General features: G+C 40.3%; 17 protein-coding genes. 15 read left to right on the forward strand and 2 right to left on the reverse strand.

Annotation, left to right across the window (positions count from 1 at the left end):
* Nucleotides 1–2: 2 nt before the first annotated feature.
* The 10 genes from SNE25_RS08235 to SNE25_RS08280 all read left to right on the forward strand — a co-directional run bounded on the left by SNE25_RS08235 (nt 3) and on the right by SNE25_RS08280 (nt 14,326).
* Nucleotides 3–1,490 (forward strand): glycoside hydrolase family 28 protein, encoded by a 1,488-nt coding sequence (locus tag SNE25_RS08235; protein WP_321564620.1) that lies wholly within the window; start codon nt 3–5, stop codon nt 1,488–1,490.
* Between the two features lie 21 nt (nt 1,491–1,511).
* A complete protein-coding gene (locus tag SNE25_RS08240) occupies nt 1,512–2,792 on the forward strand; it encodes a polysaccharide pyruvyl transferase family protein (protein ID WP_321564621.1) in 1,281 nt (426 codons plus the stop codon).
* A 21-nt stretch (nt 2,793–2,813) separates the two neighbouring features.
* Entirely contained in the window at nt 2,814–3,956 is a 1,143-nt protein-coding gene (locus tag SNE25_RS08245; protein WP_321564622.1) for an endo-1,4-beta-xylanase, read from the forward strand.
* Nucleotides 3,957–4,266: 310 nt separating this feature from the next.
* The gene (locus tag SNE25_RS08250; RefSeq protein WP_321564623.1) at nt 4,267–4,830 is read left to right on the forward strand and encodes an RNA polymerase sigma factor; all 564 of its coding nucleotides are present in this window, start codon (nt 4,267–4,269) and stop codon (nt 4,828–4,830) included.
* A 566-nt stretch (nt 4,831–5,396) separates the two neighbouring features.
* Nucleotides 5,397–7,796, forward strand: coding sequence for a phenylalanine--tRNA ligase subunit beta (gene pheT / locus SNE25_RS08255; RefSeq protein ID WP_321564624.1), 2,400 nt, complete (start codon nt 5,397–5,399; stop codon nt 7,794–7,796).
* A gap of 86 nt (nt 7,797–7,882) precedes the next feature.
* Nucleotides 7,883–8,173 carry a hypothetical protein gene (locus tag SNE25_RS08260; RefSeq protein ID WP_076374860.1) on the forward strand — a complete coding sequence of 97 codons (291 nt, stop codon included), beginning with the start codon at nt 7,883–7,885 and terminating at the stop codon, nt 8,171–8,173.
* 20 nt (nt 8,174–8,193) lie between these two features.
* Complete coding sequence (locus SNE25_RS08265; RefSeq protein ID WP_090473157.1) at nt 8,194–8,484, forward strand: cell division protein ZapA; 291 nt, start codon at nt 8,194–8,196, stop codon at nt 8,482–8,484.
* 234 nt (nt 8,485–8,718) lie between these two features.
* Nucleotides 8,719–10,284 carry a ribonuclease Y gene (gene rny / locus SNE25_RS08270; RefSeq protein ID WP_321564625.1) on the forward strand — a complete coding sequence of 522 codons (1,566 nt, stop codon included), beginning with the start codon at nt 8,719–8,721 and terminating at the stop codon, nt 10,282–10,284.
* A 110-nt stretch (nt 10,285–10,394) separates the two neighbouring features.
* Nucleotides 10,395–10,910 (forward strand): Mpo1 family 2-hydroxy fatty acid dioxygenase, encoded by a 516-nt coding sequence (locus SNE25_RS08275; protein WP_407667038.1) that lies wholly within the window; start codon nt 10,395–10,397, stop codon nt 10,908–10,910.
* A gap of 101 nt (nt 10,911–11,011) precedes the next feature.
* Entirely contained in the window at nt 11,012–14,326 is a 3,315-nt protein-coding gene (locus SNE25_RS08280) for a TonB-dependent receptor (RefSeq protein WP_321564627.1), read from the forward strand.
* 81 nt (nt 14,327–14,407) lie between these two features.
* On the opposite strand, the gene SNE25_RS08285 is transcribed toward SNE25_RS08280, so the two are convergent.
* Both SNE25_RS08285 and SNE25_RS08290 read right to left on the reverse strand, forming a co-directional pair.
* The gene (locus SNE25_RS08285) at nt 14,408–15,838 is read right to left on the reverse strand and encodes an APC family permease (RefSeq protein WP_321564628.1); all 1,431 of its coding nucleotides are present in this window, start codon (nt 15,836–15,838) and stop codon (nt 14,408–14,410) included.
* Between the two features lie 323 nt (nt 15,839–16,161).
* Entirely contained in the window at nt 16,162–17,916 is a 1,755-nt protein-coding gene (locus tag SNE25_RS08290; protein WP_321564629.1) for a lysophospholipid acyltransferase family protein, read from the reverse strand.
* Between the two features lie 76 nt (nt 17,917–17,992).
* Here SNE25_RS08290 and SNE25_RS08295 point away from each other — a divergent pair, with 76 nt between their 5' ends.
* The 5 genes from SNE25_RS08295 to SNE25_RS08315 all read left to right on the forward strand — a co-directional run bounded on the left by SNE25_RS08295 (nt 17,993) and on the right by SNE25_RS08315 (nt 24,307).
* Nucleotides 17,993–18,175 carry a hypothetical protein gene (locus SNE25_RS08295; protein WP_321564630.1) on the forward strand — a complete coding sequence of 61 codons (183 nt, stop codon included), beginning with the start codon at nt 17,993–17,995 and terminating at the stop codon, nt 18,173–18,175.
* Nucleotides 18,176–19,336: 1,161 nt separating this feature from the next.
* Nucleotides 19,337–20,410, forward strand: a complete 1,074-nt coding sequence (locus SNE25_RS08300) for an acyltransferase family protein (RefSeq protein ID WP_321564631.1) — start codon at nt 19,337–19,339, stop codon at nt 20,408–20,410.
* A gap of 651 nt (nt 20,411–21,061) precedes the next feature.
* Nucleotides 21,062–22,078: an MraY family glycosyltransferase gene (locus SNE25_RS08305; RefSeq protein WP_321564632.1), complete on the forward strand. Its 1,017-nt coding sequence runs from the start codon at nt 21,062–21,064 to the stop codon at nt 22,076–22,078.
* A gap of 37 nt (nt 22,079–22,115) precedes the next feature.
* Complete coding sequence (locus SNE25_RS08310; RefSeq protein WP_321564633.1) at nt 22,116–23,474, forward strand: protoporphyrinogen/coproporphyrinogen oxidase; 1,359 nt, start codon at nt 22,116–22,118, stop codon at nt 23,472–23,474.
* Nucleotides 23,471–24,307 carry a polysaccharide deacetylase family protein gene (locus tag SNE25_RS08315; RefSeq protein WP_321564634.1) on the forward strand — a complete coding sequence of 279 codons (837 nt, stop codon included), beginning with the start codon at nt 23,471–23,473 and terminating at the stop codon, nt 24,305–24,307. Before SNE25_RS08310 ends, SNE25_RS08315 begins: the two co-directional genes overlap by 4 nt.
* Nucleotides 24,308–24,309: the final 2 nt, after the last annotated feature.

Here is a 24,309-nt window from a genome sequence, read left to right on the forward strand (position 1 = left end):
AAATGAAACATATCAAACAGGTCGGCATCATTATACTATTAAGTATATCAGCATCGCTGAGTTACGCGCAAATTACTTATAATATATTAAACTATGGTGCAGTAAAAAATGATACAGGGAAGTTATCTACCAATGCGATAAACAAAGCTATCATGGTATGTAATGGTAAAGGAGGCGGCAGAGTTGTAATACCAGCTGGCAGTTACAGATCCGGAACTATAATGATGCTTAATAATGTTGAACTTTATTTAGAAAACGGGGCTATCCTGTATGCAAGTACAGATCATAAAGACTTTCCCAAACAAAAGCGACCGGCATACCGGTCTCAAAAAGATGCCGGAGGTTGGTATGCCTTGATATACGCCGAGAGCGCAAATCATATTTCCATTACAGGCAAAGGTACTATTGACGGACAGGGAGCAAGACAGTTGCCGCGCCCTAATCCATTAAACGGCGATTTGGACGGGCGGCCAAGGAGCATTTTATTTATCTCTTGCAATAATGTTACAGTTGAGGGGATAAATATGGTTAGTTCAGGAATATGGAATCAGCACTATTTAAATTGTGAGGATGTTAATGTAAAAGGTATTTATGTTTTTAACCATAGCACGCGTAATAATGACGGAATTGATATTGATGATTGCAGACGGTTCACCTTATCTGATTGTGTTATTGATTCTGACGATGACGGGATCGTTCTAAAAAGCACCGGCAGCGCAGGTTGTGAAGATATAACTATAAGCAACTGCATTGTCAGTAGTTTTTGTAATGCCATTAAATGCGGCACAGAATCAACCGGTGGGTTTAAAAACATCACCGTATCAAACTGTGTTATTAAGCCATCCAGGAATAAAGAAATGCCGCATTATGGGCAGGCTATGGGTGTATCAGGTATCTCGCTCATTATAGTTGATGGCGGTGTGATGAACGGGATCAACATCAATAATATTGTTATCGAAGGCACGCAATGCCCTATTTATGTTAGGCTGGGTAACCGGGCCCGTAAACACATTGATACTGCCCCGCTCCCGGGCATAGGTACCATGAAGAATATCCAAATATCCAATATCAATGCTTATAATACGGGCAATTACGGCTCCTCAATTACAGCGGTAAACGGTGCGGTAATTGAAAATATTACCCTTAATAATATCCAACTCAATAACCAGGGCGGGTTAGAACCGGGTACTTTTATTGAAAGCGCCGCTAATGTTAGCGAAGCCGCCGCTGGATACCCGCAGCCTACGGTATGGGGCAATTTGCCAGGTTATGGTTTATTTATCCGCAACGTGAAAAATATTAACCTTTCGGGGATAATCTTAACTTCATTAGCACCGGAGACCAGGACGCCTGTAATAGCTGTTAATGCTGACAATATCTGGATGAGTAACCTTAAAACAGACCGGTCAAAACAACAAACCGAACTTCAGTTTTCTGGTGTTACAAATTATAGATCAGACGTTGCCTACCAGGTTGAAACTTTACATTAATCAAAAGCCATCTTCAGACATATGCAGAATCGCAGAACTTTTTTAAAGCAGAGCGCGGTATACGTAGCCGCTTTAGGTTTGATCCCCGCATTAGCTAAAGCGGGGATATCGGGTAAGAAAACAATTTTGCTACGCTCATCATGGCAAACCTTTAACATAGGCGATATTGGGCACACTCCTGGTCTGTTGGCTATATTGGAAAAGTATTTGCCTGAGGTAGCGATAAGGTTATGGCCCGGTGATGTTGGCAATGGCGTGCGCGAAATTTTACAAAAGCGCTTTCCCAATGTTAAAATTGTAGAAACCGACCAGGATATTAAAACTGCCTTTAATGAATGCGATTTTCTGTTACATGGTTCAGGGCCGTCATTAGTGGGTAGGGCCGGCTTGAGCAAATGGTTGAAAGAAACCGGGAAGCCTTATGGTATATATAGTATAACCTTCCCCGGGATATACGCGGCAAAGGGCGTACAGGTTAAACCTTTGCCATTGGATGTTGAGTTGATGAATAAGGCGAACTTCGTTTTTTTTAGAGATTCGGTATCCTTAAAATTTGCAAAAGATAATGGCGTTACCTGCTCCATTATGGAATTTGCCCCGGATTCGACCTTTGGAGCCGATATACGTAACGACACGGCCGCAGTAGCTTTTTTAAAAGCTAACGGGTTAGAAGAAGGCAAATTTTTATGCTGCATACCCCGGTTTCGTTTTACTCAGGAATGGCTGGCCAAAGGCAAAAACCGACCGTTTGTGCAAGCGCAGGATGACTACAACGCGTTGATGAAAGAACATGATAACCTACCCTTACGGAAAGCGATAATCGCAGTTGTCCGCCAAACAGAAATGAAAGTTTTGGTTTGTCCCGAAGATGAAACGCAAGTGGCTATAGGTAAGGAAATGATCATAGACCGTTTGCCTGACGATGTAAAAGCTAGGGTGGTTTGGAGAAATAGGTATTGGTTAACGGACGAGGCATTAAGTACTTATACGCGATCGGCAGGATTATTTGGGTTAGAAATGCACTCGCCCATAATATGTATTGGCAATGGTATACCGGCTATTGTTTGTCGTTTTTATGAGCAAACCAGTAAGGGGTATATGTGGCGCGACATTGGCCTTGGCGACTGGCTTTTTGATATGGATATCCCAACCGAGGTTGAAAAAATTGTACCGGCAGTTTTAGCCCTTGCAAAAAAAAATGAAGCAGCCAAAGCCAAGGCAGAAAAGGCCCGTCGGTTTATACACAAATGGCAAAGCGAGACCATGCAAGTATTAAAAAAGAAAATCAATACACTTAAATAAAATAACGGGCACAATAATATAATGAAAGCAACAACGAAATCACAACTCTTTAGATTAGACCTTACGGTGCTTGCCGGCTTAACAATTCTTGTCATATGTTATTGCAGAAAAGATAGGTCACTTCCAAGTGATCAAAAAATAACAGACCAAAAAACGCTTAAGGAGGCTTATCAAAATTATTTCCCAATAGGGGCAGCGGTTGGATACGACGCTTTAATTAACAACCCGCAGGTTGCCTCTTTACTTACCGAACAATATGCAAGCATAACTCCCGAAAACGAATTAAAACCCTTAAGGCTGGAGGCAAAACAAGGTGTGTTTACCTGGGATAACGCAGACGCGATTGTTAACTACGCGGTAAGCCACAACATGAAAGTGCGTGGGCATACCCTGGTTTGGCCATATAAAATGCCGGGATGGATTTATAAGGATGACGATAAACTGGTAAGTAAGGAGGTTTTGCTAAGCAGGTTAAAAGAGTATATTCAAACCGTTGTTAAGCGCTATAAAGGGAAAACATATTGCTGGGATGTTGTAAACGAAGCAATATCTTATATACCACCCGATAAGCTCGACGCCAGAACAGATACCTTATATCAAATAGCAGGAGATGAGTATATTGAAAAAGCGTTTGTTTACGCCCATGAAGCCGACCCGCAGGCAAAGCTGTTTTATAATGATAATGGAGAAGAATGGTCAAAAAAAAGGCATAAGGTATATGCATTTTTGAAAAAAATGAAGCAGAAAGGTATCCCCATAAATGGCGTGGGCTTTCAGGCGCATTGGGGGATAGAAGGCTTGCCCGAGAGCTATTTACGGGAAACTATAAATATGTTTGCCAAAGCGGGATTGGAAGTACAGATCACCGAATTGGATATTTCTATATACCCTAAACGCATTGATGGGAAGATGGTAAGAGCGGCAGACCTTACAGGGTATAGCGACGAATACACCCAAGACTTGCAGCAAAAGCAAGCCGCCATGTTTGATATGATATTTAGGGTGTGCCGCGAAAGCAAGGGAAAGGTAACGGGTTTAACCCTTTGGAGTAGTTACGATTGGCCAAACTATCTTACCCGGACGTATAAAAAAAGGAATTATCCATACCTTTTTGATGACAAGCTTAAACCTAAACAAGCCTTTTATAGAGTAACCAATTTTTGAGGTTGATAAATTTGAAGCATAATTGAAAGTAGATTGTTAACCCTGGCCGAGTTTTCTTGTGGATTTTACATGAAAATAACGCTTTAAAAATGTTACAAAAATGTCTTGTAAAAGTTAATTACAACTTGTAATATTGTTATATATATAATTCTTAACGCTATAAGTGTTATATCATTTTAAGAAAATATATCTAAGGATATGTATAATTGTGCATGTCTTTTTTTATACTAAATTTAACTTAGTGCGTTAAGAATGTAAAATTTCCTTAAAGCATAATTGTAAAATATAAATAAACCTACTTATATAAATTATGAAAATCGAAGACGACGTATTACTGAAATTAATACAGGGAAAAGACAGACGAGCGTATACCCTTTTGTACGAAAAGTATTATAAAACCTTAACTAACCAAGCATCCTATATTTTAAAAGATAAGATGGAAGCAGAGGATCAGGTTCAAAATTTATTTATTGGGATAATTGACGGAAAAATAGGCGTAAACATTAATTCATGTCTAAAGGCATATCTTAAAACCTGCATATACCATAAATGCCTTATGGTTATCAATAAGGATAAAAGAGTGAAAAAACACATAGACTTATATGCAATTTCATGTAACAAAGAAATAGCTTATGACTATTTTCATATAACAGAAACACAGCAGTGTATGGATGAGCTATTGAAAGAACTACCCATGCAAAGGTTGGAAGCTTGTAAACTGGTATATTTGCATCAAAAAAAATACAAGGAAGCGGCTGTCGAAATGGGTATTACCGTAAATTCCGTAAAAACGCATCTACGACTGGCTGCTAAAGGTTTACGTCGTCAATTCGTTGGATCTAAAGAACAGGTAAAGAGCTTGCTTTATGCATAAATTTTTTTTGCATCAAAAAAACTTAGTGCGTTAAGTTATTTTGCTCTCCGATTTTGTTATGTTGAACTCGGTTTCCACTTTTTTATTCCGCGAAAATGGGACATTCTGAAGCTCATGTTATGTTTAATATCTCCTAGGTAACTTCTATTTCAACAGAGCGGCGCTTTGTTAATCTACCCCTTCTTTCTATATTCAGATTTTCTCTTGTCTTGGTAGGGATGTCTGTAGGGTAGTGCCTGATATCAGTACGGGAGATTTATAACCTGATTTTTACTGGGCCTTTTTACCGGTTTCAACCTTCCGTTCATCTAAATATAAGTTAACTTTTACTAACCCAGTTACTAGGATATCGAGCCGGCCAAAAAATAAGCGGCAGGCCGCATGCTTGAGATCGATGTACTTGATCACTCATTATAACCGATAACGGCTATTACGACTTTGATGACGAAGGGTGATTTGATTAAAATGTCAAAATTAGAAAGTCAAAAATCTTACCTATACCTTTTTCCTTTGGACTTTAACCTTTCAGCCTAAATCGTATCTTTGCCGATTATCATTTCTGACTAATGAAAATATCATATAACTGGCTTAAAGAATTTATTGATACAGATAAAACCCCGCAGGAAATTTCAATTATCCTTACCGGTACCGGTTTGGAGGTAGAGAGTTTGGAAAAAGTACAAGCTATCCCCGGTGGCCTTGAAGGATTGGTGATTGGCTATGTAAAAGAAAGTGTTGATCATGCCAATTCTGATCACCTGCATGTAACCAAAGTTGATGTTGGCGGTCCGGAAGATTTGCAGATTGTTTGCGGTGCTGCTAACGTAGCTGCCGGGCAAAAAGTGGTAGTTGCTGTTGTAGGTACTGCCGTTTATCCTGTAACTGGCGAACCTTTTGCCATTAAAAAATCTAAAATACGCGGCGAGGTGTCTGAAGGGATGATCTGCGCCGAAGACGAAATAGGTTTGGGTACCAGTCATGAAGGTATTATGGTACTTGATTCCGATGCTCCGGTTGGCGCTTTGGCTAAAGATTACTTTAAACTGAACGACGATTACATGTACGAGATTGGCTTAACACCAAACCGTGCCGATGCTGCGTCGCACCTGGGTACTGCCCGTGATGTGGCCGCGTTTTTGAAAATAAGTATCACCAAACCCGATGTAAGCGCGTTTAAAGTAGCCAACACCAGCAGAACCGTTGAAGTAATTGTAGAGAACGAACAGGCAAGTCCGCGTTATTCTGGTTTAACCATCAGCGGGCTCGAAGTAAAGGAATCTCCGCAATGTTTAAAGGAAAGACTGGCTGTAATTGGGGTGCGTTCAATCAATAACATTGTTGATGTTACCAATTATGTGCTACACGAGTTAGGACAACCCCTGCACGCCTTTGATGCCGACGAAATAAAAGGCAACAAGGTATTGGTTAAAAATTATCCGGAAGGAACGGTTTTCAAAACATTGGACGATGTAGACCGTACGCTGTCGGAATATGATCTGATGATAGGTAATGCTGAAGAGCCGATGTGTATTGCCGGTGTTTTTGGCGGTGCACAATCGGGTGTTAAGGCATCAACAAAAAGTATTTTCCTGGAGAGCGCTTATTTTAACTCCGTATCTGTTCGTAAAACAGCTAAAAGGCATGGATTAAAAACAGATGCGTCTTTTAGGTTTGAGCGTGGTACCGATCCGGATATGACCGTGTTTGCACTGAAACGTGCCGCGCTGTTAATTCAGCAAGTTGCGGGTGGCGAGGTATCGTCTGAAATAGTTGACATTTACCCAACTCCGGTTGAACCGTTTGCCTTTGACGTGAGTTATAAAAATATCCACAGACTAATAGGCAAGGAAATTCCGCATGCCGAAATCAAAGGCATTATTAAGGCTTTGGATATCCAGGTGGTTAACGAAACAGAAGAAGTACTGTCGCTGAAAGTGCCGCCTTATCGTGTTGATGTAACCCGCGAGGTGGACATTGTTGAAGAAATACTGCGCATTTATGGCTACAACAATATAGAGATACCTACACAGATCAGGGCCTCATTGAATAACTCGCAGCGGCCCGAGAAGGATTTGGTGCAAAACCAGCTTTCAGATCTGCTTACTGCTAACGGTTTTAACGAGATACTGTCGAACTCGTTAACTAAATCGGCTTATTCTGATAACCTGGATACAGCCGTGAAAATTCTGAACCCGCTGAGCAGCGATCTGGATGTGATGCGCCAGACAATGCTTTATTCCGGTCTTGAGGCTATTACCTACAACCAGAACCGTCGTGCCGCCGATTTGAAATTTTATGAGTTCGGCAAAGTTTACAGTGTAAAGGACGATAAGTATAGCGAAGTGCAGCGCTTTTCGATATTCCTTACGGGTGCTAATGCTGCCGAGCAATGGAATCAAAAGCAAAAACCGGTATCATTCTACAACATAAAGGCTATTGTTGATGGTATTCTGGAGCGCCTGAATATTACGGGTTATATATTGGAAGATGCTACCTGCAAAAAAATGGCGTTCGGGCTGCAGTATATGCTTAACGGCAAGCAGATGGTTAAATTTGGCGCGGTAGCAAGTACAGCCTTGAAAAAAGTTGATGTAGATAAAGAAGTATTTTATGCCGACTTTAATTTCGACATGGTATTGGCAGCAATTCGCAAAAATAAGATCGTTTACCAGGAGGTTTCTAAGTTCCCTGCAGTACGGCGCGACTTGTCTATGCTGATAGATAAGAGCATTTCATTTAGCCAGTTAAAGCAAATAGCACAAAGAACAGAACGCAAGTTACTGCAGGAGGTTAGTGTATTTGATGTGTACGAAGGCGACAAACTGCCTGCCGGTAAAAAATCATACGCGCTGAGCTTTATTATACAGGACGTGGAAAAAACGCTCACCGATAAAGCTATTGATGCCATTATGCAGAAATTAATTTATAATTTAGGAAAAGAAGCCGGAGCCGAGATCAGAAAATAATTTTTTATCCCCGGAGTTTGGAATTTCGATTTGGGATTTATTTTTAATTTAGAGTTTAGGATTTAGAAATTAGAGTTTAAAAGAAAATGCCTTCTGTAGCAGAACAGTTAAATAAGATTGTAGACAAGACCGAGCGGTTGATTGAACTTTGTGCTGCCTTACAGGAGGAAAATGATTTGTTAAAACTGGAAAGCGAGGCTTTAACCGTTGCCCTTGATGCCAGCAAAAACAAGACAAAAGAGCTGGAAGAAAAGCTTCGTGTATTGAAACTCGCGAAATCATTTTCGGAAACAAATGAAAAAAGTCTTGACATAAAGCAAAAAATTAACGACTTTGTGCAGGAAATAGATAAGTGTATTGTATTATTGAAGAAATAGTACAAAAAGTGAAAAGCTCAATGGGAGAAATCTCAATAAAAATAAATATTGCTGACAGAGTTTACCCTTTAAAGGTAAACATGGAGGAGGAAGAAATAATACGCAGGGCGGCTAAGCTGATTAATGACCGGATAAAAGAATATCAGGAAAATTACGCGGTGAGGGATAAACAGGATCTGCTTTCAATGGCGGTGTTGCATTATGCTACATCATCATTAAAAGCCGAAAAGAAAGTTACCGTTGAAGATACCGATATAGCCGAAAAAGTTTATCAGCTGGATCATTTGCTGTCTGAATTTTTCTCAAAGTAATAAACGTTCTTTACACATACAGAGCACATTTAAGATTTAGCCGCAGTTAAATTTTAGGTTTCACTATTAAAAACTTAACGCTTCAATATTAAGCGGATCAAAGAGGCATGCGTTACTCTGGTATTAACGTAACCATGGTCCCCAAATATCCGAAATGAGGTTTTTAAATACATGATACTTAAGAATTAGTTGCGGTTTTTTTATATACATAACCTTACACCCTAAAAAAAGAAGATGGACGTATTATTATACATTATTATCGGGCTGCTGGCAGGTGCCATTATTGGCATTGTCATTGGCCGCTTCCTGTTACGGAAGCTTTTTAAAGACCAGGAAACATCGGCACAAAATAAAGTGAAAAAGATATTAAAGGACGCTGAAAACAATGCTGAGATACTGAAAAAAAACAAATTACTCGAAGCCAGAGAGAAGTTTTTACAAATGAAAGCTGAACATGAGCAGGAAGTAAACAATAAAAACAATGCTATTAATCAGCGCGAAAACGGCGTTAAACAAAAGGAGCAGTCATTAAATCAGCGCCTGGAGAACATGAACCGTAAAGAAAGCGAACTGGATAACACCCGTAAAAACCTGGAGAAACAAACCGATATTGTTGTTAAAAAACAGGAGGAGGTTGAACATCTGAAAAATTCACATGTACAGCAACTGGAAACCATCGCTGGTTTATCTGCCGATGATGCCCGTAACCAGTTGGTTGATACCTTGCGTGAAGAGGCCCGTACCAAAGCCATGATCCAGATAAAGGATATTGTTGACGAGGCTAAACTTACCGCTACCAAAGAGGCTAAAAAGATAGTTATACAAACCATTCAACGTACGGCTACCGAAAGCGCTATTGAAAATACGGTTTCTATTTTCAACATCGAAAACGATGAGATCAAAGGCCGTATCATTGGCCGCGAGGGCAGGAATATCCGCGCGCTGGAAGCGGCAACTGGTATTGAAATTATTGTAGACGATACACCAGAGGCCATTATTCTTTCGGGCTTTGACCCGGTTAGGCGCGAAATTGCCCGTTTGGCCATGCACCGCCTTGTAACCGACGGTCGTATACACCCTGCCCGTATTGAGGAGGTTGTTGCCAAAACCAAGAAGCAGATTGAAGAAGAAATTGTAGAAATAGGTGAGCGCACCGTAATTGACCTGGGTATACATGGCTTACACCCTGAGCTGATCCGTATGGTTGGCCGTATGCGTTACCGTTCATCATACGGACAAAACCTGCTGCAGCACTCACGCGAGGTAGCCAATTTCTGCGCTACTATGGCTGCAGAACTTGGCCTGAATGTTAAAATGGCCAAACGCGCTGGGTTGTTACATGATATTGGCAAAGTGCCTGATGACAACCCTGAGTTGCCTCACGCCATTTTGGGTATGCAGCTGGCCGAAAAATATAAGGAGCATCCTGAAGTGTGCAACGCCATTGGCGCTCACCACGATGAAATAGAGATGACCTCTATGTTATCGCCAATTATTCAGGCTTGTGATGCTATTTCAGGTGCCCGTCCGGGAGCACGCCGCGAGGTGGTTGAAAGCTACATCAAACGTTTAAAAGAACTGGAAGAGCTGGCGCTTTCATACCCAGGTGTTGAAAAAACATTTGCTATACAGGCTGGCCGTGAGTTGCGTGTAGTGGTTGAAAGCGAAAAAATAACCGATGCGCAATCGGAGGTTTTAGCGGCAGATATATCAAACCGGATACAAACCGAAATGACCTATCCCGGCCAGATCAAGGTTACCGTGATCAGGGAAACCCGCTCGGTAGCATTTGCTAAATAATATATCAGAGAAAAAAATAACAAACCCTTTCTGTCTTAAAAAACAGAAAGGGTTTTTATATTTACATCAAAATGGCTGCAAATAAACAAACAGGCTCTATTCAAAGTAGTATGCCGTCAAAAAACGGTGGGGCTGGTGATGCCCGCCAGGTTGATGTTTATTTTGCCAAGTATGCCGAAAGCCATCAAAACCATACTAACGAGGCTATTCATTTCATTTGCATTCCGCTTATCGTGTTTAGCTTATTGGGTTTAGTTTGGTCTATTCCTTTTCCCAAACTTGATTTTTTAGGTTCATATGGTGATATGTTTAACTGGGCATCCTTCTTAATTGCCTTTAGTATTTATTACTACCTCAAGCTTTCACCGGTATTATCATACCTGATGTTGTTTATACTGTTTGGCTTTAGCTATGGTATTATTAAGCTGGACGATTGGCACAAAGCCGGCGGCCCGGCTTTATGGCTTGTTTGTTTACTTATATTCTTTATATCGTGGATAGGGCAATTTATCGGACATAAAATTGAAGGTAAAAAGCCATCGTTTTTGGATGATATTAAGTTTTTACTCATCGGACCAATCTACCTGCTCCACCTCATACTTAAAAAGTTAGCTGTTCGCTACTAATAACAGGTTTTACTTAATGTTAACATTGTGGGTTAAATATAATCCTGCGTTAACATGCTGTTAATATTGTAGCCGAACCTTTGTGTTACAAATAAACACACATGAAAAAGCTTTACTTTATCTTTCTCTCCATGCTAATTATTGGGGTTGCACAAGTTGCCAAAGCGCAAATTACAACCTCTTTAGTAAGCGGAAAAGTCACCGATCAAAAAGGCGTAACCCTGCCCGGAGTAACCGTAACCGTACTTAGTACAAGTACCGGAACACGCTACGGAGCACAAACAAACGCTGATGGTCGTTACACAATTGCAAACATTAACCCAGGCGGTCCTTACACCGTTTCTGCCTCTTTCGTTGGGTTTAAAAAAGACGAAAGAACAAACATTACCCTGAGTCTTGGTGCTACCACCTTTAATTTTGCTTTGGCCGATGAAACTACAGCCTTAAAGGAGGTGAAAGTTACAGCCAATGCAGGCGGTACTAAAACAGGTGCAAGTACCCGTATTAACCAAAACCAGATCCGCACTGCGCCTTCTATTAACCGCAGTTTACAGGATTTAACCAGGAACACCCCTCAAAGTAATAATAACTCATTCCAGGGAACAAACTACCGTTATAATAACGTAACCCTTGATGGTGCTATTAATAACGACGCGATTGGTTTTAGCCCATCATTAGGCGGCCAGAACAACGCATCTGGTCAGGTGGGTAGCAGTACCCGTACAAGCCCGGTATCGTTAGACGCGATTCAGGATATACAAGTATTGGTTGCCCCTTATGATATTAAAATTGGTAACGTATTGGGTGGTAGTATCAACGCAGTAACCCGTAGCGGTACCAATGACTTTACCGGTTCGGTATACGGATTTGGCCGTGGCGCGTTTTTGGTAGGTCCTAATAATGCTGCTGCTGCATCTGGTGGTGACGGTTCAAAATTACCATCTGACTTTCATGATTATCAAACCGGTATCCGTGTTGGTTTACCGATCATCAAAAACAAATTATTCTTCTTCACCAACGAGGAAATCGCCCGTCGTGTTGATCCGGTTATCGCAGGTGCTGGTACAAACGGATCATCAAAGATCCTAAGCTTACAGGATGCTCAGAATTTAGCGGCCGCGTTTACTAAATTTTCAGGTTTAGATCCGGGTACTTATAACAATACCACGATCTTCTCAAACTCTAACAAGTTTTTTAACCGTTTAGACTGGAATATCGACGATCACAACCAGTTAACTATTCGTAATAATACCATCACCTCAAAAGCTACTAACTTAGAGCGCGATCAGCAAAACTTCCGTTTTGGAGGTATTGATTATACCTCACATAATAACTCAACATCAACTGTGGCGGAGTTAAAATCAAGGTTTTCAAATAACGTGAGCAATAGCTTAGTATTAGGTTATTCAAACGTTCATGACTACCGCGATCCTAACTCGAACCCTGCTTTGCCGCAAATCGAGATCACAGGCCGTGCCCCTGGTACAACTATATTTATGGGTACCGACCGTGAGGCTGCCATATTTGATATGCACCAGAAAACAGCTGAGTTTACTGACAACTTAACCTGGACTAAAGGCAAACATACCTTTACTTTTGGTACGCACAATGAGTTTTATAATATTACCTACAACTTTGTAAACGCATGGAACGGAAGGCTTGCTTACAGCAGCATTGAAGATTTTATCAACAATAACCCTAACCGTGTGCGTGCTAACTTTAACTATACTGATAACACACGCGACTATATCTTAGCTAACCCATCGGCTCAGTTTAAAGTTAATCTGATGAGCTTATATGGTCAGGATGAAATTCAGTTAACTGATAATTTCAAATTGACCGTAGCATTACGTGCTGATTATGCTGGTGTACCAAACAAACAACCATTGAGCCCAAAAACTACCAATGCTCCGGTTGATCCTAACTATGGTACCACCTATACCTATACCAAACCAAGAGACATCAAACAAAACTATTTGAACAACGTAGAATTTAATCCGCGCGTATCATTTAACTATGATGTAAATGGTGATCAAAGCGTTATTTTACGCGGTGGTAGCGGCTTGTTTACCGGCCGTGTTCCGTTTGCATGGTTTGGTTACGCGTTTTACAACAATGGTGTTACTTATGGTGCTTATGATAACAAATCTTCGTCAAAAGCATTTGTGCCAGGAACAAATCCGGTACAAGCGCCTGCCAACGGTGGTTTAAACTTTGTTAATCAGCAAGGTTTCAATACAACACCCAATGGTTCTACCCAGGTGGATATGATTGACAATAACTTTAAAATGCCACAGGTATGGAGAAGCAGCTTAGCTGTTGATTATACTACTGACGACCAGTGGAAATTTACTGCCGAAGGTATCTATACCAAAGTTATTCATGACTTGAAGTTTCAGCAGGTAAATACTAAGGATAGCGTAACTTATTATCCTTATGATACCCAGCACCAGCAGCCTATATTTATAAACAAAGGTATTAACCCATCATATACCAATGCTTATTTACTGTCAAACACCAGCGAAGGTTACCGTTACAGCGCAACGGTACAGGTAGGTAAATTCACCCAGTTTGATCCAAAGAATGCTTTAAACTTTTCAGTTGCCTATACTTATGGACATTCTAAAGACGTTACCAACGGTATCCGTAACTCAATGGAATCAAACTGGCAGTTAAACCAGGCTTTAAACCCTAATAACCCGGGCCTGGCAAACTCAAACTTTGATATCCGTCACCGCATTGTTTCAAACGTGAACTTTAAGCACGATTGGGATGTGGAACATAACTACACAGCTAACTTTACATTCTTCTTTAGCGCTCAAAGTGGTAACCCATATACCTTTGATACTTACCCGAATGCTATTGACGGAACAGGACAGCAATTGAGCTTAGCTTATATCCCTAACAAAGGCGAAACTGCTAAATTTATTGTTGACCAGGTTGATAAAAAGACTGGTACAGTGATACAAACCGCCGCTCAACAAGTTGCTGCTTTTGACGCATTTATTGATAACAATAAATACTTAAGCAGCCGTCGTGGTCAGTTTACTGAGCGTAATGAAGCTTTTACTCCATGGAATAACCAGCTTGACTTCCGTTTTACTCAAGACTTTAAATTTGGTGGTAAACACAAACAGATGATCACCTTTACTTATGACATCATCAACCTTACCAACTTATTGAACAAAAAATGGGGTCAGTATTATTTCTCGGCCAATACATTTAACTCTTCAGCAAGCGTTGGTTTAACTCCGGTAAGCGCCTTGCCAGGAGCAAATGGCGGTCCTGCTTTTGTTAAGAATGGTAATGTTACAGCTTACCCAACTTACAATTTTACAAACCCAGGTTTACCGTACTCAGTTGATTTGTTTGCTTCGCGCTGGCAAATGCAGTTTGGTGTACGTTACAGCTGGTAATACCGAACAAAACTAAACTAAATACAGCCCTGCCAAATTAACTGGCAGGGCTTTTTATATTTTATAAAAAAGGATTTATTATTATAATTGTTTGTCACGAGGGGCTCCGTATTGCTTTCTAAAATACAGGTAAAAAGGTGCGCCGCTTAAAATAAGCAACAATCCAATCAATGAGGCCTTTGTCTGCGTAATTGCAGTATTGACGATAAGTGTAAGGCAAAATAATATGATAATGTACGGAACTACCGGATAGCCAATAACTTTTGAGGTGATAACTTTTTTTCTTTTCATCTTAACCAGACCCCATGCAGTAAGCGCAAAAAAGGCGTAAGAGGCAAAAATAACAAGATCGGTAATTTGATCAAACGTGCCACTGCACACCAATATGATGCTCCATATTGCAGTATAAAGCAGCGAAATATGCGGTGTGCGGAAGGTAGGATGCACCTGTGCTGCGCCTTTAAAAAAAACATTTTCCTGTGCCATGCGGAAGAACACCCGTGGATTGGAGATTATAGTACCGTTAAGCGCCCCAAAGGTTGATACCATGATCAATACTGCTATGATCACAGATCCGGCTTTACCCATTAAAACACCCGCGACTTCTGCAGCTGCTATTTTATTTGTTCCCAGCGCAGCCAGCCGCGATACAGGTAGCACGTTCATATAGGCGTAGTTAAGCAGCACATATAAAGTCATGGCTATGCCTACGCCTCCAATAATAGCCAGCGGGATATTACGCTTCGGATTTTTGATTTCGCCGGTTACAAACGTAATGTTTATCCACCCATCATAAGCCCAAAGAGCGCTGAGCATAGCGCCAAATAAACCGCTAAATAAGGCTGTACCGCCTGGCGGCAGCGTTTGTATGGTGTTAACGTTACTGTCAGCAACCGGATGATTTGAATACAATAAGCTGGCTATAATTAACAGCAGGATACCCACTATTTTGGCGCTGGTAACAATGTTATTCAAAATGCCGGCCTTGTTTACCCCAATATAGTTTACCCAGGTTAACAGGATTATAGCAAGTACCGCCACTATTTTGACACCCGAATCGGCAAAGGGGAAAACAGCGGTACCTATGCCGATATCCTTAAAGGCATATAAGGGTTCGTAAACAGGAAGCAGGGTATTAACCGATTGCGCAAATACAAAAGCCAGCGCGGCCACGGCTCCCGTGCCTACTATGGTAAAAGTAGTCCACCCGAATAAAAAGGCTATAAAATCACCATAGATCAATCGCAGATACTCGTAAACGCCACCAGTTTGGGTTGTCATGGTGGCCAGCCCAGCATAAGTAAATGCTCCAAGCATTGTAATAACACCCGCAATAATCCACGCCAGCAGAATGTACGTTTCATTATGCAGCGTTTGCGCCATGGGGACAACCTTTTTAAATACTCCCGAACCTATCATAATACCGGCCACCAATAAAATTGCGGTAGGCAAGCCAAGTACCTGCTTTAAATTCGGGGACCCTGTTTTTTTATCGGATAGGTTTTCTGTCATGTTGCGGGAGAATATTGTTACCGCAATATATTCAATTTCAAGCAAAAAGCCCTGCTGGTTTATGGAGGGCACTGAAAAAGTCCAATTAATATGTGAGGTAAAAAGGAGGGCTTAAAAAAATCAATTTGATACGTTGAGAATCGTTTATACGACTCGGCGATGAGACTTGTAGGCCTATAAGACAAGGAAAAGGGGGTGTTCGTGCTTATTGAACAACCCCTTCATTTTTGCCGGATTTTCCGGGACTTTTTCAGTGCCCTCGGTTTATGAGCAGGGCTTTCGCTTAAATGGATGTGGCACACGTTGTGTGTGGCGGGCCATTATTAAAGATTCTTGCCTAATTTTTCTAAAATATCCTGGGGAACTTTTTCAAGATCGAGCACCAGGAAACCATCCAGGCAATCGGCAAACTTAGGGTCGATGTTAAAGCTGATGATCTTGGCATTTAGCGCAATGTATTGGCGCAGCAGTACCGGAACTTTCATGTTACGGGTCTCTACTTCCGATATCAAGTTGTCCAACCCCTTAAAGGTATCTTCGCCGGCCATCAGCAGGTCGGTATCTATCTTGGCAAAATCAACCTTGAATTTTTTACGCGGTTTTACATACTGCGCCATTTCGTGGTCAAAATGATTGCGGTTAATGTAATCAACAATAAGCGATTTGGAGAACTTAGAGAACGAATTACTAATACTCACCGGCCCGATGAGATACCTGTACCTCGGGTTATCAATCAGAAACTTTAAAATACCTTTCCATAGCAAGAATAGCGGCAGGGGTTTGGTCTGGTATTCTTTACGTATCCAGGAACGGCCAAGTTCAAGGCTGCGGCGTAGCACCGGGGTAAACTGGCTTTTAAGCTTAAACAGTTCAGTAATGTAGAAGCCATTTTTACCTACACTGTAAAAAATTTCATCGCCAAGGCCAATTCTGTAAGCGCCTACTATCATTTTAGCTTCAAAATCCCAGATAAACAGGTGATGATAATAAATATCATACTCATCCAGATCAATAGCCTTATTAGTTCCCTCGCCAACCTCTCTGAAGGTTACCTCGCGCAGGCGACCAATTTCGCGTATCACATTGGGTATGGCAGATGTGGGCACTATGAATACTTCATAGTTCTTCTCTGTCCAAATTTTATAATTGTCACGAAGCGGGGCTATTTCCTTGTCCAATACGTCGGCACTAATTTCGGTAGCAACATTTTCCGGCAGCCGTTTTATCTTAAACAGGTTACGCGGACTAAACAATTTCTTTTCTTCCTCCAGCCCGGTGCCAAGCGCATAAGTACGGGCTCGTAAAAAATTGAGCAGTTTGGCGCTGTTGTTATGATCGGGGATATCCTCTACATTAATAGGCTTGCCAATACGAAGCTTAATGGTGTGCCCGTGCTTGTTAAACAATTCAGACGGTAGTTTAGCCGTGCGTAAGGCAGGGTGTATGAGGCTCAGTAAATTAAACAACAGGCCATTGTTGCCATGAAAATAAATAGGTACAACTGGCACCTTGGCCTTGGCTATTATTTTGCCTACCACAGGGTGCCAAAGGCGATCGGTTACCTGTTTTTGTTCAACCTTAAAGGTTGATACTTCACCGGCAGGGAAAATACCTATTGGCGTGCCGTTGTTTAAAAGCTCCAGCGTGTTTTTTAAACCGCTGATGCTTGATGAATGTTCAACGTTTTCAAATGGGTTTACGGCTATAAAGTAATCACTCAGATTGGGGATCTTTTTGAGCAGGAAGTTGGCCATCAGCTTGGCATCGGGCCTCACCATACACAGTATTTTTAACAGCACCATGCCCTCAATACCACCATAAGGGTGGTTGGCAATGGCAACAAAGCTACCGGTTTTAGGTATGTTTCTTAATTCGCGCTCGTCAAACTCAATATCAATACCGCAGCCTTCTAAAATAGCATCAACAAACTCGGGGCCCTGTTTTGGCTGTGCCTGGGCAAAAAGTTCGTTAACCTGGTTTATTTTCATTAGTTCCATCAATAAAGCGGCCAGGCCCGGCATCTTCAACTTATCCAGTTTGGTGGCTTTGGCAAACTCTTCGGTGGTTATTACTTTCATTTATAAAAAGGGTGTTTTAATTAACTTATAAATATCCTGAAATTTTCTTTATTTTAACAATTGATAAATGCTATAAATGAAGGCATATATAAAAAGCCACTTGTCTGTAACCAAAAAAGAATGGAACGGAATGGTAGTATTTATTATTTTAATTGCATTGGTTTTAGCAGCGCCTTACGTTTATCAAACGTTTCGCAAAGATAGGATAATAAACTTTAATGAGTTTGATAAAGCTCTTATCCTAAATAAACCACTTTAAGTGCCCCGGTTCGCATTCGCAAAAAGGCACCCTTGCCACACGAAGGTCATAGGATAAATTTCCATAAAGTCATACACAGCATACCACAATATCGAACCACCTATTAGATTAGGCGCCTAGTTTCAACGCGCTAGAGTACATTTGGTAATCCCTCAATGGGCGAAAATCGAATTGTCTTCTTTCGGTGGGCTGTATACCACATCCTATTCAGCAGTTTAGCACTACTGCATTTTGGCAAAAGAAACACAAGGTGATAAAGGCACTAATAGGTGGATAAATGAATGGATTAAAACATCAGTACAATAGTTTTATATTGTATTCAACGTTCACTACCCGTTAAAAGGTCTTTTAGTATAGAGAATTTACGAACAGAGACTTTGGTTTATGTATATTGTCAATTTAATGCATGTAAATTGTAAGTCTGCCTGTGATTTTATAAGGGCGCTTTGGGAGCCTATAGTTTATCTAATAGCAAAAAAGCCTATGTAGAGATCTCGAATAAAAATGCGAATGGAGCAACCGTGGCTAATGCGGTGCTTTTGTATCTATGAAATAGCTCTGCCTTTTACGCGAGGGCAGATCATCCCTGGTGGGTGCTAATCAATGCCTGCCGAAAGGCGGCATTGATTAGTATTAAGCAAAGACCATGACTTGCGATAGACCAGCTAAATAAATCTGGATAACCTCAATTAGGAACAATTTCTACGCACTACCGGCTAGCAGGGGCAGACGCTTTCCTATGGATTGTTTTCTGAAAGCGTAAGATTTTTATACCTAATACACCAGCTGTCCGGAGAGGTGAGCGTTGAGGCAGGGTTTGTGCGCTATTCGAATGTTTCCGCCGGTTATGCTGAAGAAAAGAACAAATTAACCCAACAACAAGAGTCAAGCGCAAGGCTGATCAACCGATGGGCCAAGTGCATGTACGGGAACAGTTAAGGAATGTACGATAATTTATAGCAGCCGGTCAGCGTTAAAAATCCCAATGCCACTTACCTGCACTGCCGGAGGCTGTATTCAACATATTTCCACGCTGGCTTCTCAATTTGTACACAATTAAGTATCAAAATAGATATTTAATAGTGGTTACGGCCGGTTTTTGATATCTTTTTGGCAATTTTAGCTATCATTCTTGCCAGATAGTGCGCTGGAAAATAATACATGATGAAAATCAGCCAGACAAAAAAAAATTTAAATATTGAAACACTTAGAGGCCTTGCTATAATTTTAATGGTATTAGGTCATGTTATAGGCGGCAGTTCACGTGATGGGCTAAAAGTTGTCGATAATTCGATATGGAGGTTTTCATATTATGCATTGCAATACATCCGAATGCCGTTGTTTACCGTTATTTCCGGCTTTGTTTATGCTTATAAGCCTGTTTCCAGATTTACCTCCAATTCCAAATTCATAGCGGGAAAAATCAATCGCTTATTGATACCCTTAGTTGTTGTGGCAACGCTTTTTTACCTATTGCAATACTTCACCCCCGGAACTAACTTCAAACCCCCACTAAGCCATATCTGGCGTATTTACGTTTACTCCTATGCTCATTTTTGGTATTTACAGGGCATGATGTGCGTATTTCTGGTTATTACCGTTCTTGAAAGCTGTCAAGTATTTAACACGTTAAAATCCGCAATGTTTTGTATGGTGATAGTAGCATTGATCTATATTTTGCTGCCCTGTAAAATTTACTATTTCAGTTTTAACAGGGTTCCATTTTTACTAACATTCTTTATCCTGGGTTTGTCGCTTAAAAGATTTTACGAGTTTATATTAAAAAAAGACATAATTACAATAGCAGCTGTAATATTTATTGTTGCTATAAGTTTTCAGTTGTATTTATTTAATGTGAACGCCGGTGTCAGCATTGCAAATTTTTTAACGTTCTGCGTTGGCTCGACGGCTTGTGTATTATTGATAAGCCTGGGTTATCAGAACAGCAAACTGATCTGGCTTGGCGATTTTTCTTATGCCATTTATCTGTTCCATATTTTGGGTGCTGTAACGGCAAGGGTAATACTGGCCAGGTTGTCAGTACATAATATGCCGATCCAGATCCTTACCGGGTTAATCGCTGCAATAAGCTTTCCAGTTTTGTTGCGGCTATTATGCGGTTCTAACAAGGTATTGTCTGTCGCATTTTTTGGAGATAAGATCAGCAGTAAAAAGAGTCCCCTGCCAAAAAGAAATCCGGAAAACGTACCCGCCAGTCGAATTTTCCCCTATTAAATTAATTTTATCAGACCGAGAAGAAATGTGTCGGATAATTTAACCGCAGTGCCGGGCATAGCATGTTAACAGCTTTAACGGTGTCCGGCAGAAGAAAGACAGGTCCTATTGTGTCTTGCAACCAATATTCGGATTGGCCGAATTTTATTGATGGGAAATTCACCCTTGTTATGATTTGTATCGTTAACGAGTCTGTCCGGGTGAATGCCATAAATAAACATTTTTCGAGTCTCTGCGCAATAATGCCCATTATTCAACAATAATTCGACTGAGTGTATTTGAATATTGTATATCTAAATGTGAAGATATTGTGCAATATATTATTATATTATTACATTACATTTGGTTGAATCTGTAATTAAAATAATAAACCTTGTAAAAAGGTTCGGCCCGATTTTCTGTGATGATGTCGGGCTATTAAAAGAAGAATCTGTTCTTACAGAAAAGTACTTTTATACTTATAATCGTATCCTTAGTTACCCCACAGTTGACACAACCAGCTTTTTAGTAATATGAAAGGCTTATCTAAATCAACTGCTCTGGATATATGAAATAAAGAACGTTATCTTCCAAATAAGGCTAAGCGCTTTATTCTAAATAATTATTTGTTAATGTGTAAAATACCTTGACCTGTTAATTCAATAAAAGTGAATGAAAAATATAACCCTGCACCTGTTTTATTTATCACTATTGTTTTTAGCGGAATTGCTTTATTTGCGCTTAGCAAGGAAGCTGAATATTCAAGCAATACCAAATGAGCGGAGCGCACATTCGCAAAGTACATTAGTTGGCGGAGGCATTATTGTGCCTTTAACGTGCATGCTATATTTTTTCACCTCCGGCTTTCAGTATCCATTTTTTATAACCGGTATTTTGCTGATAGCTACAGTATGCCTGATCGATGATGTAAAGGAAGTCTCTATCGGCTTGAGATTGCTTAGTCAGCTTATTGCTGTATCTCTTGTTTTTTTTCAGTTTAATTTATATATCAACAGCATCTGGTTATTAATAGTTGCCGGCTGTATCATGATCATCTCTCTTAACGCCTATAATTTTCTTGACGGGATTAATGGAACCACCTGCGCTTACAGCCTCATTCTACTGGCTAGTTTGTATTATATCGATCAGTTCAAAGTACATTACATTGATGGGCATTTGCTCGTGTTAACGGCTCTTGCTGTACTCGTTTTTACCTTTTTTAACTTTCGTGTCAGGGCAATTTGTTTTGCAGGTGATGTAGGCAGCGTCAGCATCGCGCTTATAGTTTGCGGTTGTATTTTTAAATTGATCGTGTTAACCCATAATTATATTTTCATCAGTCTTTTACTGGTTTATTACCTCGACGCGGGGAGTACATTTATATTCCGCTGGTTACAGGGGCATAATGTTTTTGAAGCACATAAAAAGCATTTTTATTTATACCTGGTGAACGATTTAAAGTGGCCTCATTTAAAGGTGGCTGGTTTATACGCTGCAGTTCAATTAGTTATAAATATTTTTGTAATAAATGTATTTGATATTAAAGGCAACCGTTCCAATCATTATCACTTGCACTATACCGGTTTGCTCATAGGACTTGCGGCACTGCTAGCAGTATCTATGCGTGTTAAACTGGAAGGAAGGCAGATATATATGAAAAAAAGTATTGACCCGGTAACATCCCGATAAAAAAACAAGCGGTTTAAATATTATTAAGTAAGTAATTATGAAAGTAGCCATTATCGGAGCCGGCCCTACGGGCCTTACTGTAGCGCATCAGCTTATTCGTAATAATATGGAGGTTGATATTTATGATAGTGCTAAAGATGTGGGGGGCTTTGCAAAATCAATCGAGCTTTGGGATCAAACCGTTGAAATCGGCCCCCATTTTTTAAGTATCGGCAAATTTCCGTCGGTCAAAGCGCTCATATTGGAGTCAATTAATGGCAACTATAAAGTGTATAAAAGAAAAACATTTATCCTTACCAAAAACAAAACGTTCATTTACCCTCCATCTGCCGGTGACATTATCAAAAAACTCCATGTTTTTCAACTATGTGCCGCTGCATGGGGCATACTTAAACAAAATCTCTTCCCCGTTAAGAATAACGGAACAGCAGAAACCTTTGTTAAAAATCACCTGGGGGGGTACTTATACAAATATTTTTTTGAAAACTTTTCTATTAAGCTTTGGGGTATGGGCGGAAGCCAGGTTTCAGATGTGTTTGCAAAATCCTTGTTGGGTTTTAAAGGCATTTCCCCAATAAAAACATTGTTCAGCAAAACACTTAAAACTACGGCGACTGAAGATCTCTATATCTATCCCAACGGCGGACTTTCTACCCTTTGGGACGCAATGAAAATGCAAATTGAAGAGCGGGGAGGGCGGTTCCTGCTTGCATCCCGGATAACGTCTTTGTCATGCAGTGAAACAGATCCTAATGTAATTTCACAAATCAATCTGTCAGACGGAACCGTGGCAGCGTATGATTACTTTATATCAACTATTCCGATCGTTCCTTTTTTAAAATATTTGAGTATCGGATTTATTAACAACCATCAGTCATTACCGATTCAATTCCGGAGTGATGTATTGCTTTATATGAAAGTAAAATATGATAGCGTAAAGGATGGTCAGTGCTTTTACATTTATGAAGACGATATTAAAATTACAAGGATTACTAATTTCAATAAGTTCGATGGCCGTAAGGAGGTTCCGTTCGCAATCATATTATTAGAATTCTGGTGCGGTAAGGAAGATAACGTTTGGAAAGCTGAAAAAGACGAATTACTGGATATTGCCAGGGTGCAGCTTGCAAAGACCGGCATTTTTACTGGATTGGAAATTTTAGATGTGCTTTTTAAAAAGATAGAAAGCGCGTTCCTGGTTCCCGATATGGGTTGTTTAAACAACAGGAACTATTTATTTGATCAGCTGTCGCCTTATAAAAACTTAACTGTAGCCGGTAGAACTACTTCTGTTAATTTTAATTATGGAATGGAAAACGCCATTGATGATGGAATTATTTTGGCTAAGGAGTTTATGGCTAGAAAACAACATACATCGGAGGTGGAGGAAATATGAATATTTTAACAATTGACCTGGAAGAATGGTTTCACGTTGTTTTTGAAGGAGACCCCGCGGGGTGGAAAAACAAGGAAAGCCGCGTGATGAAAAATACGGAATTTGTTTTGGATGAGCTTGTAAAAAACGACATAAAAGCCACTTTTTTTACAGTAGGATGGATAGCCAGGGAATATCCTGATTTGGTAAAAAAAATAAATAATGCCGGATTCGAAATAGGATCGCATTCAGATTTCCACAGGGTAGTATATAAGTTTTCAAAAAGCGGATTTAAAGCGGATGTTAAAAGGTCCGTAGAATCATTGGAGGCGCTTATCGGGAAAAAAGTTACAAGTTTTCGTGCACCGTACTTTTCACTTACCAATTCGGTTGCCGGTTATCTGGATACTTTGGTGGAGAATGGTATTGAGATAGACAGTTCTGTTTGTCCTGTTGTAACCAAATATGGCGGGTATAAAAACTTTCCCTCAAATGAACCTTGCCTTATTAAATCAGAACACTTTACAATTAAAGAATTTCCTCTAAGCAGTTACAGGATTTTTAGCAAGCAAATACTATACTCAGGCGGCGGATATTTCAGATTATTCCCTTTTGCACTGATCAAACTATTGTTTAAACAACAACAATATAACATGACCTATTTTCACCCCCACGACTTTGATGGCAGGCAGCCGGCGTTAAATCTTTCGTTAATAGCGGATACACGGCGAAAGATAGGGGCGGCAACTGCCGGTGATAAGTTCAAAAAACTATTGGCTTCGTTTAATTTTACAGATATCAGCGCATCGGATAAGTTAATTAACTGGGACCAGGTTCCGGTTGTGAATTTTTAAAG

The sequence above is a fragment of the Mucilaginibacter sabulilitoris genome (assembly GCF_034262375.1).
GTDB classification, from domain to species: Bacteria; Bacteroidota; Bacteroidia; order Sphingobacteriales; family Sphingobacteriaceae; genus Mucilaginibacter; species Mucilaginibacter sabulilitoris.